This is a genomic window from Sphingomonas larreae, assembly GCF_051400595.1.
Classification (GTDB): Bacteria; Pseudomonadota; Alphaproteobacteria; order Sphingomonadales; family Sphingomonadaceae; genus Sphingomonas.
This window is the reverse complement of sequence record NZ_JBLFFI010000001.1, coordinates 1,248,030-1,263,347: the sequence shown is the minus strand read 5'-3', so window position 1 is coordinate 1,263,347 and position 15,318 is coordinate 1,248,030. Positions and strand designations below refer to the sequence as shown.

The 15,318-nt window shown below is 71.1% G+C and carries 11 protein-coding genes; 8 read left to right on the top strand and 3 right to left on the bottom strand.

All coding sequences use genetic code 11. The features are described from left to right. Nucleotides 1-807 carry a hypothetical protein gene (locus ACMGDM_RS05720; protein WP_436803132.1) on the top strand — a complete coding sequence of 269 codons (807 nt, stop codon included), beginning with the start codon at nucleotides 1-3 and terminating at the stop codon, nucleotides 805-807. 46 nt (nucleotides 808-853) lie between these two features. Here the strand turns inward: ACMGDM_RS05720 and ACMGDM_RS05715 are convergent, their stop codons facing one another. Beyond that, the gene (locus ACMGDM_RS05715; RefSeq protein WP_436803131.1) at nucleotides 854-1,474 is read right to left on the bottom strand and encodes a hypothetical protein; all 621 of its coding nucleotides are present in this window, start codon (nucleotides 1,472-1,474) and stop codon (nucleotides 854-856) included. A 175-nt stretch (nucleotides 1,475-1,649) separates the two neighbouring features. Between ACMGDM_RS05715 and ACMGDM_RS05710 the strand changes: the two genes are divergently transcribed. From ACMGDM_RS05710 to ACMGDM_RS05695, 4 genes are all read left to right on the top strand, one after another. Beyond that, nucleotides 1,650-3,200 carry an NAD(P)/FAD-dependent oxidoreductase gene (locus ACMGDM_RS05710; RefSeq protein WP_436803130.1) on the top strand — a complete coding sequence of 517 codons (1,551 nt, stop codon included), beginning with the start codon at nucleotides 1,650-1,652 and terminating at the stop codon, nucleotides 3,198-3,200. Between the two features lie 4 nt (nucleotides 3,201-3,204). Further along, nucleotides 3,205-5,247 (top strand): hypothetical protein, encoded by a 2,043-nt coding sequence (locus ACMGDM_RS05705; protein ID WP_436803129.1) that lies wholly within the window; start codon nucleotides 3,205-3,207, stop codon nucleotides 5,245-5,247. Between the two features lie 10 nt (nucleotides 5,248-5,257). After that, entirely contained in the window at nucleotides 5,258-6,976 is a 1,719-nt protein-coding gene (locus tag ACMGDM_RS05700; protein WP_436803128.1) for a hypothetical protein, read from the top strand. Nucleotides 6,977-7,116: 140 nt separating this feature from the next. Next, nucleotides 7,117-7,929, top strand: a complete 813-nt coding sequence (locus tag ACMGDM_RS05695) for an NIPSNAP family protein (RefSeq protein ID WP_436803127.1) — start codon at nucleotides 7,117-7,119, stop codon at nucleotides 7,927-7,929. Nucleotides 7,930-7,970: 41 nt separating this feature from the next. On the opposite strand, the gene ACMGDM_RS05690 is transcribed toward ACMGDM_RS05695, so the two are convergent. Both ACMGDM_RS05690 and ACMGDM_RS05685 read right to left on the bottom strand, forming a co-directional pair. Then, a complete protein-coding gene (locus tag ACMGDM_RS05690) occupies nucleotides 7,971-9,101 on the bottom strand; it encodes a GNAT family N-acetyltransferase (RefSeq protein ID WP_436803126.1) in 1,131 nt (376 codons plus the stop codon). Nucleotides 9,102-9,245: 144 nt separating this feature from the next. Further along, complete coding sequence (locus ACMGDM_RS05685; RefSeq protein WP_436803125.1) at nucleotides 9,246-9,716, bottom strand: RidA family protein; 471 nt, start codon at nucleotides 9,714-9,716, stop codon at nucleotides 9,246-9,248. 298 nt (nucleotides 9,717-10,014) lie between these two features. Between ACMGDM_RS05685 and ACMGDM_RS05680 the strand changes: the two genes are divergently transcribed. From ACMGDM_RS05680 to ACMGDM_RS05670, 3 genes are all read left to right on the top strand, one after another. Beyond that, nucleotides 10,015-11,481, top strand: a complete 1,467-nt coding sequence (locus ACMGDM_RS05680) for an endo-beta-N-acetylglucosaminidase (protein WP_436803124.1) — start codon at nucleotides 10,015-10,017, stop codon at nucleotides 11,479-11,481. A gap of 319 nt (nucleotides 11,482-11,800) precedes the next feature. After that, nucleotides 11,801-12,370, top strand: a complete 570-nt coding sequence (locus ACMGDM_RS05675; protein ID WP_436803123.1) for a hypothetical protein — start codon at nucleotides 11,801-11,803, stop codon at nucleotides 12,368-12,370. A 60-nt stretch (nucleotides 12,371-12,430) separates the two neighbouring features. Next, nucleotides 12,431-15,295, top strand: coding sequence for a TonB-dependent receptor (locus ACMGDM_RS05670; protein WP_436803122.1), 2,865 nt, complete (start codon nucleotides 12,431-12,433; stop codon nucleotides 15,293-15,295). The last annotated feature ends 23 nt before the right edge of the window (nucleotides 15,296-15,318 follow it).

The following is a 15,318-nucleotide window of genomic DNA, read 5'->3' as shown; positions in this document are numbered from 1 at the left end:
ATGCAAATTTTGGCAACACTCAGCAGCACCGCTTACGCGATCTCGTCGTCGCCGGCGCTCGTTCCGGCACGTCAGACTGGCGAGCGAAAGGCCAATGATGCGTCCGCGGCTCCGGCATCAGCGACGCCGACCGATAAGGAGAGCTTCACCGACACGGGCAATCGCGCGCGCCAGCTGCTCGACGCCAAATACGCCGAGGCGCGCAAGGCCGGCACGCGCATCAAGTACGACATGTCGGAGCAGGGCGTCCGCGCCGATTACTCTTCCTTCTCCGATCAGGAACTCGCCTCTATCGCGTTGAATCGCAATCACCAGTTCACCGAGGACGAGAGCGGTTGGGCTAGGGGTGAGTTCAACCAGCGTGAACGCGTCGCCCTGGAGCCTTTTCGCGACGCCGTAATGCATCGCTTCGATCGTCGCGGCATGGTCGTGGCGGTCAACATGCTGTACAACAGCGCGACCTCCGAGGTGCGCGAGGCACTCCGCTGGGACGAAGCGATGATGGCCTCGGGCGCCGAAATGTTGGCGCGCGACACGAAGGACTTCGGTCCGATCGACCGTCAGTCGGTAGCGCAGCTCGTGCTCGGTACGCGTTCCTCCGGCCGTCCGCTGGGGATCGACTTCCTCAACAAGGGCGAGAACTTCAACTTCGACTGGTCGCGATTGTTCTACACGCCGTCCCCCTTCGCGAAGAAGGACGCGGCACCCACCACGAGTCGACCGGCGCTGCCTCGAAGCGCTGAGCCTCGCGCCGCGGCGGGTGCGTGTCCGCCGCGGCGTTTTCGAGAAGTGAACGGGTCGCTATAGACACGTCGACTTGTTCAACGAGTGACGACGATCGCTCGTCGCGACCTCAGCGCACCCGCGTGAAATAGCGGACGAGCACGCCGCCGTCGGGGTGGTGCGGCGTGGCGCTGGCGACCTGCGTCTGCGCCACCGCCAGCGCCGAGCGGTGCGCGGGGTCGAGCAGGTCGGCGCGCTGGAGCGCCTCTTCCGCGACGCGGCGATTGCTCGCGCTGGCCTCGGGCGCGACTGCCGCGACCAACTCGCACAAAGTCGCGCCGCACCGCACCTGCGCGGGAACGCGTGGATCGAGATAGGGCACGGCGCGAGTCGCCGCCGCGATCGCGCGCTCGTTCTCCGTCGCCCAGCGCGCGTCGCGCGGCTCGGCGGCGAGCCGGCGGTGGAACGTCGCGGCGCTCGCCTCGGGCGGCAGCGCTTCGTCCTCAGCGAGCAGGTCGGCGAGTAGCGCGTCGCCTGGCGTGGAAGGGGAGGACGGCGCAATTGGCGCGGATGACGGCGAGGGCGTCGGCGGTACGATTAGAGGAACCGGCGTCGTCGAGCCGGCGCCCCTGACGACGCGGATCGGCGTGGTCTCCACGCGCGGCCCGCGGGATGATCCCACGCCCCACCAGACCGTGAACGCAAACGCCGCCGTCGACGCCGCCGCGATCAGCAGGTGATAGGTTCGCATCCGCCGTCCCCGACCGCGTCGATGCGCGGACCGCTCGATCGCACCCGAACCGCGCGTCACGGTCAAGCCGCCGCTGACCCACCCTGATCGTGAGCGCGACCTGCAACGTTAACCAAGCATCAACCAAATTCCGTCACTTCGTCGCCATTACGGGTCACACGATCGGGCGAGGGTGATGGCGGCTATCGGCGCGGTGACGGGGGCAGGTGCGGGCGCGACGGTGGACGTCGCGATCATCGGCGCCGGTCCGGCGGGGCTCACCGCCGCCTATCTGCTCACCAAGGCGGGCTATCGCGTCGCGGTGCTGGAGAAGGACCAGCGCTACGTCGGCGGGATCAGCCGCACCGTCGAGCATCAGGGCTTCCGCTTCGACATCGGCGGCCACCGCTTCTTCTCCAAGTCGAAGGATGTGGTCGATCTCTGGAACGAGATCCTGCCACACGACTTCATCGAGCGCCCGCGGATGAGCCGCATCTATTACGAGGGCAAGTTCTACAGCTACCCGCTGCGCGCGTTCGAGGCGCTGGGGCATCTCGGCCTCGTGCGCTCGGCGCTGTGCATGGCCAGCTTCGCCAAGGCGCGACTGCTGCCGCGGCGCCGCGTTCGCAGCTTCGAGGACTGGACCGTCAACGCCTTCGGCCACAGGCTCTACTCGATCTTCTTCCAGACCTATACCGAGAAGGTATGGGGCATGCCGTGCGACGAGATGAGCGCCGACTGGGCGGCGCAGCGGATCAAGGGGCTGTCGCTCGGCAAGGCGGTGATCGACGGGGTCAAGCGCTCGCTCGGGCTCAACAAGCGCCCTAACGACGGGATGCAGGCCAAGACGCTGCTCGAGAACTTCCGCTACCCGCGGCTCGGGCCGGGGATGATGTGGGAGGCGGCGCGCGACCGCGTCGTCGAGCGCGGCGGCCAGGTGCTGATGGGCCATTCGCTGCGCCAGCTCCACCACCACGCGCCGAGCGGGCGCTGGACGGTGAGCGCGGACACCGCGACCGGCATCGCGACGGTCCACGCCGCGCACGTGATCTCCTCAGCGCCGATGCGCGAGCTCGCCAGCCGGCTCCACCCGTTGCCCGCCGCGCTGCCCGAGGCGGCCAACCTCAAGTATCGCGACTTCCTCACCGTCGCGCTGATGATCCGCGCGCCCGAGCTGTTCCCGGACAATTGGATCTACATCCACGATCCCAAGGTGAAGGTCGGCCGCATCCAGAACTTCCGCTCCTGGTCGCCCGAGATGGTGCCCGATCCCGCGATCGCCTGCGTCGGCCTCGAATATTTCTGCTTCGAGGGCGACGGGCTGTGGACCTCGAGCGACGAGCAATTGGTCGCGCTCGCGACGCGCGAGATGGCGGCGCTGGGGCTGTGCGACCCGTCGCACGTCGTCGGCGGCACGGTGGTGCGGCAGGAGAAGGCCTATCCGGTCTACGACGAGGATTATGCGCAGAACGTCGACATGCTGCGGCGCGAGCTGGAAGGCCGCTATCCGACGCTCCACTGCGTCGGCCGCAACGGCATGCACCGCTACAACAACCAGGACCATGCGATGATGACCGCGATGCTGACGGTCCGCAACATCCAGGCCGGCGCACGCGTGTACGATACCTGGGCGGTCAACGAGGACGCCGAATATCACGAGAGCGGGCGCGAGGGCGAGGCTGCCGCGCTCGCCAGCCTGCGCCAGGTGCCCGGGCGGATCGGCGCGGACGAGCGCCGCGCGGCGTGACGCGATGAACCTTCGGCGGCATCCCGCCGCCCCGGTGCTCGCCGGCTGGCTGCTGACGTCGCTGCTGCTCTTGGCGGCGAGCTGGGACGCGATCCGCGTGCGGCTGTTCCTCGACGCCGATGACGCGATGCGGCTGCTCGAGGTGCGCGACTGGCTCGGCGGGCAGGGCTGGTTCGACGTCGCGCAGCATCGGCTCAACCGCGGCGACTTCCCGATGCACTGGTCGCGGCTGGTCGACCTGCCGCTGGCGGGCACGATGTTGGGGCTGCGTCCGCTGCTGGGCGCGGAGGGTGCCGAACGGGTGGCGCTGGTGCTGGTGCCGCTGCTCACGCTGCTGGCGGTCACGGCGCTCGCCGCCCGGCTGACCCGCCTCGTGGCGGGGCGCGCGCGCGCGCCCTATGCGGTGCTGCTGGTGGCGCTCGCTGCGCCGCTGCTCGCGCAGCTCCGCCCGCTGCGGATCGATCATCATGGCTGGCAGGTCGCCGCCGCGCTCGCCGCCGCCGCCGCTTTGTTGGCGCCACCGACGCGGCGCAGCGGCGCGATCGCCGGCGCCGCGCTGGCGGTGCTGCTGACGATCTCGTTCGAGGGGCTGCCGATCGCCGCCGCCACCGCGGGGATCGCCGCGCTCGGCTGGGCGTGGCGACCGGCACAAGGGGCAATGGTCGTGACGCTCGGCTGGACGCTGGCGATCGTGGCGAGTGCGCTCCACCTCGCCACGCGCGGGCCGCTCTGGGAGCAGCCGGCGTGCGACGCGATGGCGCCGGCCTGGCTGGCGGTGCTGTGGGTCGCCGCGGCGGGGCTGACGGTGGCGGTCGGGGCAGGGCGGTTGGTGGAGAGCGGCGCGTTCGTCTCACTCCCTTCGTCATCCCGGACTTGTTCCGGAATCCACGGTGCCTCATCTTCTCCGGCTTCGATGAGCGTGGACGGCGGGGCCCCGGAACACGTCCGGGGTGACGGGGAGGTCGGCGGCGTCGTGAAGACCTCGCCGTCTCCCGCCCGGGCTCCTGCGCACGCAGGAGCCCGGAGCCACCACGCGTACCGCTCGCCGCCCTGGGTTCCTGCGTTTGCAGGAACACCGGCTCAGTTCATCCTCCGCCTCCTCCTGCTCGCGCTCGCCGGTGCCGCCGTGGCGGTGACGCTGCGCGCGCTTGCTCCCGGCTGCCTCGCCGGGCCGTTCGCGACGCTGCCGCCGCTGGTGTATCGCCTCTGGTATCTCAGCGTGCTCGAAGGACGGCCGCTGTGGAATCAGCCGCCGACGGTCGCTGCCGCCGCGATCGGCCTGCCGCTCGCCGGGCTCGCCGGCACCGCGCTGGCGCTACGCCGCCTGCCGCCGCGCGCGCTGACCGGTGCGGCGCGCGAGCGCTGGTTGCTGTACCTGCTGCTGCTCGTCGCGGCGACCGCGATCGCGCTGTGGGTGAGCCGCGCCGCCGCCACCGCCAACGCGGTCGCGGTGCCGGGTGCCGCGATGCTGCTCGCCGCCTTGCTCACCCGTGCGCGGCGGATCGAGCGCGCGGTGCCGCGCACGCTCGCCACGCTTGGCGCGGTGCTGCTCGCCGCGCCCGGACAGATCGCCGCCGCCGCGCTGCTGCTCGCGCCCGCGCCGACCATCGCCAACGCGTCCGCCGCGCCCACCGCCGGGCGGAGCATCGACGTGCGCGCGCTCGCCGCGCTGCCGCGCGGGATCGTGTTCGCGCCGCTCGACGTCACCCCCGAGCTGCTGGTGAGCACGCGCCATCGCGCGGTCGCGGGCGGCTATCATCGCGGCGCGAACGCGATCGAGCAGGTGCTGCTCGGCTTCACCGCGCCCCCGCCGCGCGCGCGCGCCGTGATCCTCGCCAGCGGCGCGCACTATCTCGCCGCAGTGCCCGGGATGGCCGAGCTCGACGTCTATCGCGCCCGCGCGCCACAGGGTCTGTGGGCGCGGCTCGCGCGCGGCGAGCGCTTCGCCTGGCTGCGTCCGGTGCGCATGCGCGGCCCGGCGTTGGCCTGGCAGGTCGTGCGCGATCCCGCGCGCGCCCCCTTGCCCGCGAGGGCCGCGCGCCCCTAAGGCGCTCGCGATGCAGGCAGACCGGCTCCATTGGTGGCAGACGCGGTGGTTCGTGCTCGCGGCCATGGTGGCGGCGTGCATCCCGTTGCTTTGGCCCGACATTCCTCCGATCGTCGATCTGCCCGGTCATATGGGTCGGTATCGCGTCCAGCTCGATCGCGGCGCGCATCCGTGGCTGAACGACTGGTATCAGTTCCGCTGGTCGCTGATCGGCAATCTCGGCGTCGATCTGCTGATCGAGCCGCTCGCGCCGCTGATCGGGCTGGAAGCGGCGGTGAAGCTGATCATCCTCACCATCCCGGCGCTCACCGTCGGCGGGCTGTTGTGGATCGCGCGCGAGGTGCACGGCCGGATCCCGCCGACCGCGCTGTTCGCGCTGCCACTCGCTTATGGCTATCCGTTCCAGTTCGGGTTCGTGAACTTCGCGCTGTCGATGGCCTGGGCCTTGTGCCTGTTCGCCTTGTGGCTGCGGCTGGCGCGGCTCAGGCGCTTCCGGCTGCGCGCCGCCTTGTTCGTCCCGCTGTCCTGTATCCTCTGGGTGGGACATACGTTCGGCTGGGGCGTGCTGGGCGTGCTGGCCTTCTCGAGCGAGCTGATCCGCCAGCACGACCTGCGCAAGGATCGCCCGGGCGAGAGCGGCGTCGAGGGCCATTGGCTGCAGAGCTGGATCCGCGCCGGGCTCGGCTGCGTGCCGCTGGCGCTGCCGATGGTGCTGATGGTGGCGTGGCGCTCGGGCGCGGACGTCACGGGGCAGACCGCCGACTTCTTCTACTGGCGCACCAAGATCGCCTGGATCGTGATGGCGCTGCGCGACCGCTGGCTGTGGTTCGACATCGCCAGCATGGCGGTGGTGTATCTCGTCCTGTTCAAGGCGGTGCGCGATCCCCGGATGGGCTATTCGCGCCATCTCGGCCTGTCCGCGCTGTTCATGCTGCTGGTCTATATCCTGTTGCCGCGGATCGTCTTCGGCTCGGCCTATGCCGACATGCGGATGGCGCCGTTCATGATCGCGGTGGCGGTGATCGCGATCCGCCCCAGGCCCGGCGCCGACCTGCGCCATGCCGCCCTGCTCGCCGCCGCGGGGCTGAGCTTCTATGCGGTGCGGCTCGCCGCCACGACGATCAGCTTTGCCCGGTTCGACGCCGATTACGACACCGAGCTCGCCGCGCTGCCGCACGTGCCGGTGGGGGCGCGGCTGATCAGCTTCGTCGGTCATAATTGCGTCAATGCCTGGCGGATGTCGCGGCTGGAGCACCTCCCCGCGATCGCGCTGGAGCGGCGGCTGGCCTATACCGACGACCAATGGTCGATGGCGGGCGCGCAGCTGCTGACCGTGCGCTACGGCCAGGCCGGGCCGTATGCGCACGACCCGACGCAGATCGTCACCTCGATCAAATGCCCGCTCGAATGGTGGCGCCCGGTCAATTACGCGCTGGCGCGCTTCCCGCGTGACGCCTTCGATTATGTCTGGCTGATCCGTCCGCCGGCGTACAACCCGCGCTTCACCGCCGGGCTGGTGCCGGTGTGGCGCTCGCGCGCGAGCAACTCGGTGCTGTTCCGCGTCGACCATGACGCGCCCGCGATTGAGGCGAGCGACGAGGAGCTCGGCGTGCCCAAGTGGCTGATCGAGCGGATGCAGCGCCGCCGCGAGCGGCTCGAGCGGCTGCGCGAGCGGCAGGAGCGCGAGCAGGAGCGGCTCGAGCGGTTGCGGATCGAGCAGGAACGCTAGGGCGGATCGACCGCGGCGCCGTCCCGTCACCGTCTGGTTACGTAGAAGCACCTGTATCAACGTCATTTGTTCGTGCGGCGGATTGACGCCGCGCGTGGCATCGGCATCGTGGCGGGACCGGCGGTTCAACGAGGATAATCATGACCCTTCCCATCGATCGACGTGCGCTGCTCGCGGGAGCGACGCTCGGGGGCATGACGCTCGCCGGCGCAGGTGCCGCGGCACAGCAGCGTGTCACGACGGCCACGCCCGAGATCTACGAACTGCGCACCTATCATCTCGCCCGCGGCGCGATGAGGGACCGGCTCGATGCCTATCTGACCAATGCCTTCATCCCCGCGGCGCGGCGCGCGGGCTGCGGACCCGTCGGCGTGTTCACCGTGGCGATCGGTCCGGGGAGCCCGGTGGTCTACGTGCTCGTGCCCTACCCGTCGATCGCCGACGCGATCGCGCTGCCCGACCGGCTCGCCGCCGACGCGGGCTATACCGCGGCCGCCGCGGCCTTCACCAACGCGACCCCGGCGGACCCGCCGTTCGCCTCACTCGACGTCAAGCTGATGCGCGGCTTCCCGCATTTCGCCCATGTCGAGCTGCCCGCCGCGACCGCCGGCAACAAGCCGCGCATCTTCGAGCTGCGGACCTATTACAGCCACAGCGCCAAGGCGGGCGCGACCAAGATCGGCATGTTCGACACCGGCGGCGAGATCGAGATCTTCCGCCGCACCGGGCTGACCCCGGTGTTCTTCGCGCAGGATCTGACCGGCATCCGGCTGCCGAGCCTGACCTATATGCTGACCTTCCCCGATCTCGCCACGCGCGAGCGCAACTGGGGCGTCTTCGGCGCCGATCCGGCATGGCGCCGCCTGATCGCGACGCCGGGGCTGACCGACCCCGAGATCACCTCGGGCGCGGACAATCTGATCCTCGCGCCGACCTCTTACTCACAGATCTGAGCCCGCGCCCGGCGCGTCGCCGCGAGGCGGCGCGCGCGCGCTCAGCCGCGGCGGAACGGCGTCAGCTCGCCGAGGAATTCCTGCTCCTGCGCCACCGCGGCGCGCTCGCGCACGAGGAAGTCCGCGACCGCGCGGCGGAACGACGGGTCCGGGATGTAGTGCGCCGACCAGGTCCGCACCGGCGCATAGCCGCGCGCCAGTTTGTGCTCGCCCTGCGCGCCCGCCTCCACCGTGGCCAGCCCGCGCGCGATCGCGGCCTCGATCGCCTGATAGTAGCAGAGTTCGAAGTGGAGGAACGGCACCTCCTCGGTGCAGCCCCAGTAGCGGCCGTACAGCGCGTCTTCGCCGATCAGGTTGAGCGCGCCCGCGATCGGCACGCCGCCGCGTTCGGCCAGGATCAGCAGCACGCGCTCGCCCAGCGCCGCGCCGAGCAGCGGGAAGAAGGCGCGGGTGAGATAGGGACGGCCCCATTTGCGGCTGCCGGTGTCCTGATAGAAGCGCCAGAACGCATCCCATTCGCGCTGGCCGATCGCCGCGCCGCTGAGATGGCGGATCGTCAGTCCCTCCACCGCGGCGGCGCGCTCCTTGCGGATCGCCTTGCGCTTGCGGCTGGCGAGCGCGCCGAGGAAGTCGTCGAACGTGGCATAGCCCTCGTTGCGCCAATGGAACTGCGTGCCCTCGCGGATCAGCCAGCCGGCCTGCTCGAACAGCGCGATCTGCTCGGGCGCGACGAAGGTGGCGTGCGCGGAGGAGAGGTCGTGCCGGTCGGTCACCGCCTCCAGCGCGGCGATCAGCGCGGGCGCCGCGGCGGGGTCGCGCAGCAGCAGCCGCGCCCCCGGCACGGGGGTGAAGGGCACTGCCACCTGGAGCTTGGGATAATAATTGCCACCGGCGCGCTCCCACGCGTCGGCCCAGCCGTGGTCGAAGACATATTCGCCCTGGCTATGGCTCTTGGCATAAGCGGGCGCGATCGCGGCGGGCGCACCGTCGGGGCCGTCGACCACCACCGGGATCGGCTGCCAGCCGCTGCGCCCGCCGACGCTGCCCGACTCTTCGAGCGCGGCGAGGAAAGCGTGGCTGAGAAAGGGATTGGAGGTGCCGGCGCAGGCGTCCCACTGGTCGGCGGGGAGGGCGCCGACCCCCTCGGCGATTCGCGCGGTGAGCGAGGTCATCACGCGCCTAGGTAGGCGGAAGTGTGGAAGGGTTAAAGGTTCTGCGCCTTGCCCGGCCGGGTGACGGCTCCCTCTGGCAGGAGCCCGCTACTGTCACCCGGACGCTGACCCACCCCCGACCCTTCCTTGCAGAAAGGGGTGAGGTTACAGCGAGGCCGCGACCTCGACGATCGCGTCCACCTCCACCGCGGCGCCGAGCGGCAGCGCGGCCACGCCCACCGCCGAGCGCGCGTGCTTGCCCGTGTCGCCGAATAGCTGGACCATCAGCTCGCTGGCGCCGTTCGCCACCTTGGGCTGGTCGGTGAAATCGGGGGTCGAGTTGACGAACACGCCCAGCTTCACGACGCGCGTGACATGCTCCAGCGTGCCGAGATGCGCCTTGAGCTGCGCCACCAGCATCAGCGCGCAGCGCTGCGCCGCGTCCTGGCCCTGCTCCAGCGACACGTCATCGCCGAGCCGGCCGGTCACCACCGCGCCGTCCTTGAACGGCAGCTGGCCGGAGACGTGGAGGAACCCGCCGGCGGCGACGACAGGGACATAGGCGGCCACCGGGGCGGCGGCCTGGGGCAGCGTCAGGCCGAGTTCGGCGAGCGCGCGGTCGATACGATCGGTCATGCGCTTTCCCTGCCGCGCGCGACCCCACGCGGTCAAGTCGGGGCCGGTCAAGTCGGGGCCGTTCAAGTCGGGCCGGTCAGGTCTCTGCGAGAGCGACACGAGGCCGGTCGGGTCCGGATCGATGCCGCGTCCCGCCTGACGTCGCGCCGGATGGCAATCCGAATATTTCCCGCGGCCCGCCGCGGCCGGCGCGCCGCTCTTCCTATCATAACCTGAGTTCGAGTGGGCACGTCCCGGACCGGCAGCGCGCAGCGTGTTGCCGGCCCGAGAAGGGGCGGCCTGGAGAGGGTGACGAAACATGGCAGACAGTTCCTCGACGGATTCCGGCGTCGCCGCCGCGCACGGCACCGCATCGATCGCGCGTCGCGGGGTGGTTATCGCCGGGCTGGGCCTGCTCTCGAGCGCGAGCCTTGCCGCGCTGCTCGGCGGAGCCCGCGACGGCGACGACGCGAGCGCCCGCGACGGCGCCGCGGCTCCGGCCGAGCGGCGGCCGCTGGGCGCGGGGCCGGCGTCCGACGAGCTGTCAGGGGTGGCGCCGATCCTGCCGCTGCTGCCCGGCGGCACGGCGGACGCCTTCGCGCGGCTGATGGCCTATGACCCTGCGGCCGACCCGGACGCTGTCTATTTCCGCTCCACCGTGCCGCTCGCGCCGCGGATCGCGCCCTTCGCCGCCACGCAGGCGCACCCGGAGCTCGACCCGCGCGCGGGCGTCGCGACGCTGGCCACCACCAACCGCACGATCACGCCCTACGCGCCCGACGTCTGGCGCGCGGTGCGGCACGCTCCCACCCCGGCGGGCGGCGTGCAAGTCGCCCGGCGGCTCGGCGTGCACGACATCGTGGTGCAATGGGGCGGCACCGGGATCGTCCCCAACCCGGCGCTGACCGACGCGGCGCATCGCAACGGCGCGCTGTGCCTGGGGACGATCTGGCAGCCCGACGCGCGGTTGTTCGACGGCATCGTGGTGCCGGTCGAGCGCGTCGCGGAGAAGCTGGTCGCGCTGGCGCAGTACTTCGGGTTCGACGGCTATTTCGTCAATCACGAACGCGGCTCGGCGCAGGCCAAGGCGCAGGTGGCGGGGCTGATGGCGGCGATGCACGCGGCGGCGCGGCGCGCGCGCGTCGCGCCCTTCCACCTCCAGCATTACGACGGACACGGCGATCTCAGGGACCTGTTCGTGCCGGACGCGAGCGGTGCCCCCGCCGCCGACACCGTGATGGTCGACCAGGGCTGGAGCGGCTATAACGGACCGGGCGGCTGCTGCACCAGCTGGCCAGCCGACCCTGCGACGCTCGCGGCGGGTGCGAGCGCCTATGGCCGCTCTCCCGAGGACGTCTTCTTCGGGCTGCAACTCTATCCCGGGCCGGGGTTCATCGGGGCCGCGGCGCCGCGGGTGATCAGTCCGGACGGGGAAAAACGCGCGGCGGCGGGCTCCAGCTCTACTCGGTCGACGACGGCTGCCTCAACCTCTGGCGCGCGCGTCAGGCGGGGCGCGGCGCGGCCTTCCTCGACGCGAACGCCGACGTCGCGACGATCGAGCGGCTGGTCTACAGCGGCCAGACGCAGAACCCCGCGCTGTCCAACGCGCCGAGCGCCGCGCAGCAGGCGGTGTACGACAGCGGCCGGCTCAGCTGGGGCGACACCACCTTCTACCACCTGTCGGAATGGGCGACGACCGACGGTACGCTGGCGCGCTTCAGCCCCGACCAGGCCGACCTGCCGATCACCTATGGCGTCGCCAATTTCATCGCCGAGCGCTCGGTGATCGGCGCGGCGCCGTTCGTGACGCACTTCAATGAGGGCGAGGGGCAGGCCTTCTTCGTCGAGGGGCGGCGCGTCGGCGACGCCGCCTGGTTCAACCTCGGCATCCAGGACGTACTGCCGACCTGGCAATGGTGGCGCGCCCCGTTCGACGGGCTGACCGACCGCGCCGCCGCGGCGCCCGGGCTGCTCCCCGGTCTGCTCGACGTCGGCTTCGACCAGGCGATCGCCTATGACGGCGGCTCGTCGCTGCGCGTGCGCGGCCTGCTCGGCGCCGACGCGGCGACGCGGCGACGCGGGTCCATCTGTTCAAGACCGACATCATGGTCGCGGGCGCGACCGCGGTCGAGCTCGTGACGCTGGCCAACGCGGCGGACCGCGCGCGCACCCGGCTCGGCCTGATCTTCGCCGACCGGCCCGACCGGCCGGAGTGGCTGCCGCTGCCGCCGGGCTGGCCGGCCGCGGGCGAGGGTGGCTGGACGCTCAGCCGGGTCGCGCTCGGCCGTTTCTCCGGCCGCCGAGTGGCGAGCATCCTGCTCGGGTTCGAGCCCGGCGACGCCGGCGCCGCGCCGTTCGACCTGCGGGTCGGGCGCTTCGCGATTACCGGCCAGCAAGATGCGGCGCTCGCGCCGCCGCGCGGGCTGCGGCTCGACCGCTGCGTCGTCGACGCCGCGACCGGCGCGATCGGGCTGGGGCTGCGCTGGGATGACGACGGCCGCTTCGACGTCTTCCGCATCGACGCGCAGGGCGGCGCGCGCCGCTGGTTCGGGCGCATCGACGGCCGGTGCTTCTACGGCCCCGCCGCGCTGCCGGCGGGGATCGCGGCGGCGATCGTCGAAGTGCAGGCGATCGGCGGCGGTCGGCGGGGCGGCGCGGCACGGCTCCGCGTCTGATCCGGGGGGATCGCGCCCGACGCGTGCGCCGGGCCGAACATATCGAGAGGGGAGAAGAGAATGACCAACCTGCGGCGGCTCGCGCTTTTGGCGAGCGTTTCCACGCTGACCCTGCTGCCCGCCACGGCCTCGGCGCAGCAGCCCGCCGTCTCGGCGGCGAATACCCCACCTGCCCCGCCAGACGACGACACCGCGGCGCAGGAGGTGGTCGTCACCGGCATCCGCGCCAGCCTCGCCTCGGCGCTCTCCGCCAAACGGCTCGCCGTCAACGTGATCGACAGCATCTCCGCCGAGGACGCGGGCAAGTTCCCCGAGGTGAACGTCGCCGAATCGCTCCAGCGCGTGCCCGGCGTGCAGGTGGTGCGCGGCTTCGGTTTGGGGCAGCAGATCGCCGCGCGCGGGCTCGGGCCGGACTTCACCAACGTGCTGCTCGACGGCCGCACCCTGCCGTCGGACACCGGGGCCTGGTCGGCCGACGGCGGCGGACGCGGGCGCAGCTTCAACTTCGACGTGCTGCCCGCCGACATGATCTCGCGCATCGACGTCAACAAGACGATGCTGCCGAGCCTGACCGAGGGTGGCATCGGCGCCACTGTCAACATCCTCACCCCGCGCACGCTGACGATCGGGAAGAGCTATGGCGCGCTGTCGCTCAGCGGCATGGCGGTGGAGCGTGTCCACACCGTCCGCCCCAATGTCAGCGGCCTGTATTCCTGGGTCAATCCGGCCAGGACCGTGGGCGTGCTGGTGTCCGGCTCTTACGCCGACTTCCGCATGTCGGGGAATTATGCGCGCATCAACCAATGGGATGCCGCCGCCTTCAACGTCGTCCGCGGCGGCGCGGCCGCGCCGGTGGTCACGTCGGAGCAGCTCAACGGCCCGCGGCAGGCCAGCTACGGCACCTATGACGGTGGTACGAGACGCTATTTCGGCAGCGTCGCGCTCCAGGTCGCGCCGAGCGACCGGCTGACGCTGAGCGCCGACGGTTTCTACTCCCGGCTCGATCAGAAGGTCGGCGACTCGATCGTCAACCTCGTGTTCGGCAACACGATCATCGACCCGAGGGTGGACCGCGACGGCATCGTTACCGCGGGCACCTATCCCGGCCAGGCGTTCCTGAACGCCCCCGCGGTCGCGGCCGCGCTGGGGGGGAGCAAGGTGGCGCAGCCGCAGAACCTCTCGGTGATCCGCTCGCGCGACCGGCTCGCGGAGAGCTATGACCTCGGCCTCAACGCGGCGTGGCGGCCGAGCGACGCGCTGACGATCACCGCCGATGTCTCCCACGGCCGCGCCACCGGCAACAAGCGCTTCGATCCCTATGTGCTGATCGGCAATTATGCCGCCAACGACGTCAGCTACGCTTTCAAACAGGGCAACCCGCAGATCGCGACGAGCGACACGGTGTTCACCAACCCCGCGCGTATTCGACTCGGCTATGCGGGCAATTGGGGGCAGACGGTCGACGATCGCCTCACCGAGGCGCAGCTCAGCGCGAGATGGCGCCCGGGCGGGTCGGTGATCGGCGCTGTCAGTGTCGGCGCGGACTATCAGGACCGTACCAAGGGGCAGGACAATTATAGCTCGCGCTCCGATCCCTATGACACGCTGACCTTCCCGGTGGACCCGTCGCTGCTGCGGCCGATGACGCTGGGCGACGACTTCCTGCGCGGCGCGGTCAAGCCGCCGAGCCGCCAGTTCTTCGGCTATGATCCGCACCGGCTGATCGCGTGGCTGTCGCAGCCGGCGCAGCTCGACCGGCGCGGCCAGTATAGCAGCAGCTATCTGCCGACGCGCGCCGCCGATGGGACGACCAGCTGCACCGGCAATTGCGCGCTGATCGAGTCTGACCCCAAGATGCCGGGCGGCCCGCTCGCGCTGGTGTACGATCCGGGCGGCAGCTTCGCGACGCGCGAGCGGGTCGCCGCCGGCTATGCCGACGCGACGCTGGCGGCGGGCGCGCTGTCGGGCAATGTCGGCGCGCGCCTCGTTCACGTCGACACCGAGTCGCGCGGTTACGGCTCCACCGTCACCGCGATCACGCTGCCGTTGAGCGGCACCAATTACGTGTTCACCTATTCGCCCGCCGGCCCGCAGGCGCAGGGCGCGCGCTACACCGCGGTGCTGCCCTCGGCGAACCTGAGCTATGAGATCACCCCCGAGCTGCTGCTGCGCGGCGCGGTGGGGCGGGCGCTGAGCCGCGCCGACCTCAACGACCTGCGCTACGGTGAGTCATGGGCCGGGCAGGCCGGGCGGCTGACGCTGGGGCTGGGCAACCCGGCACTGAAGCCGCAGTTCGCGACCAATTACGACCTGTCGCTCGAATATTATCTCTCGAAGGTGAGCTACGTCTCGGTCGCCGGCTTCCGCAAGGATCTCTCCGACCTGTTCCAGTCGCGCACGACCCAGGCGACGCTGCCGCTCGCGCCCGAGCGCGTCTTCGTCACCCAGACGGTCAATCTCGCGCGCGGGCGGGTCGACGGCGTCGAGGTCGCGGCGCAATATACGCTGGACGATCGCTTCGGCTGGCTCTCCGGCCTGGGCGCCAGCGCGAATTACACGCATGTCGACGCGAGGACGCGCGGTGCCGCGGGCGCGTGCGGCTTCACCGGCATCTCGCCCGACTCGTACAATGCCAGCGGCTTCTACGATGACGGTCGGCTCGAGCTGCGCGCCTCGTACAATTGGCGCTCGCGCTGGACGATGGCGTGCGACTGGAACGGCCCCGGGGTCGACCAGGTCCATGCCGCCTACGGCCAGGTCGATCTCGCGCTGCGCTACAATTTCAATCCAGCGCTGCAGCTGTTCGCCGACGTCACCAACCTGGGCGACGCGGACAATCTGATCTACGGCGGAGTGGAGTCGCGCTTCATCGACCGGAGCCTCAACTATCGTCGTGTCAACGCCGGGGCGCGACTGCGCTTTTGACGGGCCGGGCAAGCCGTCGCGCG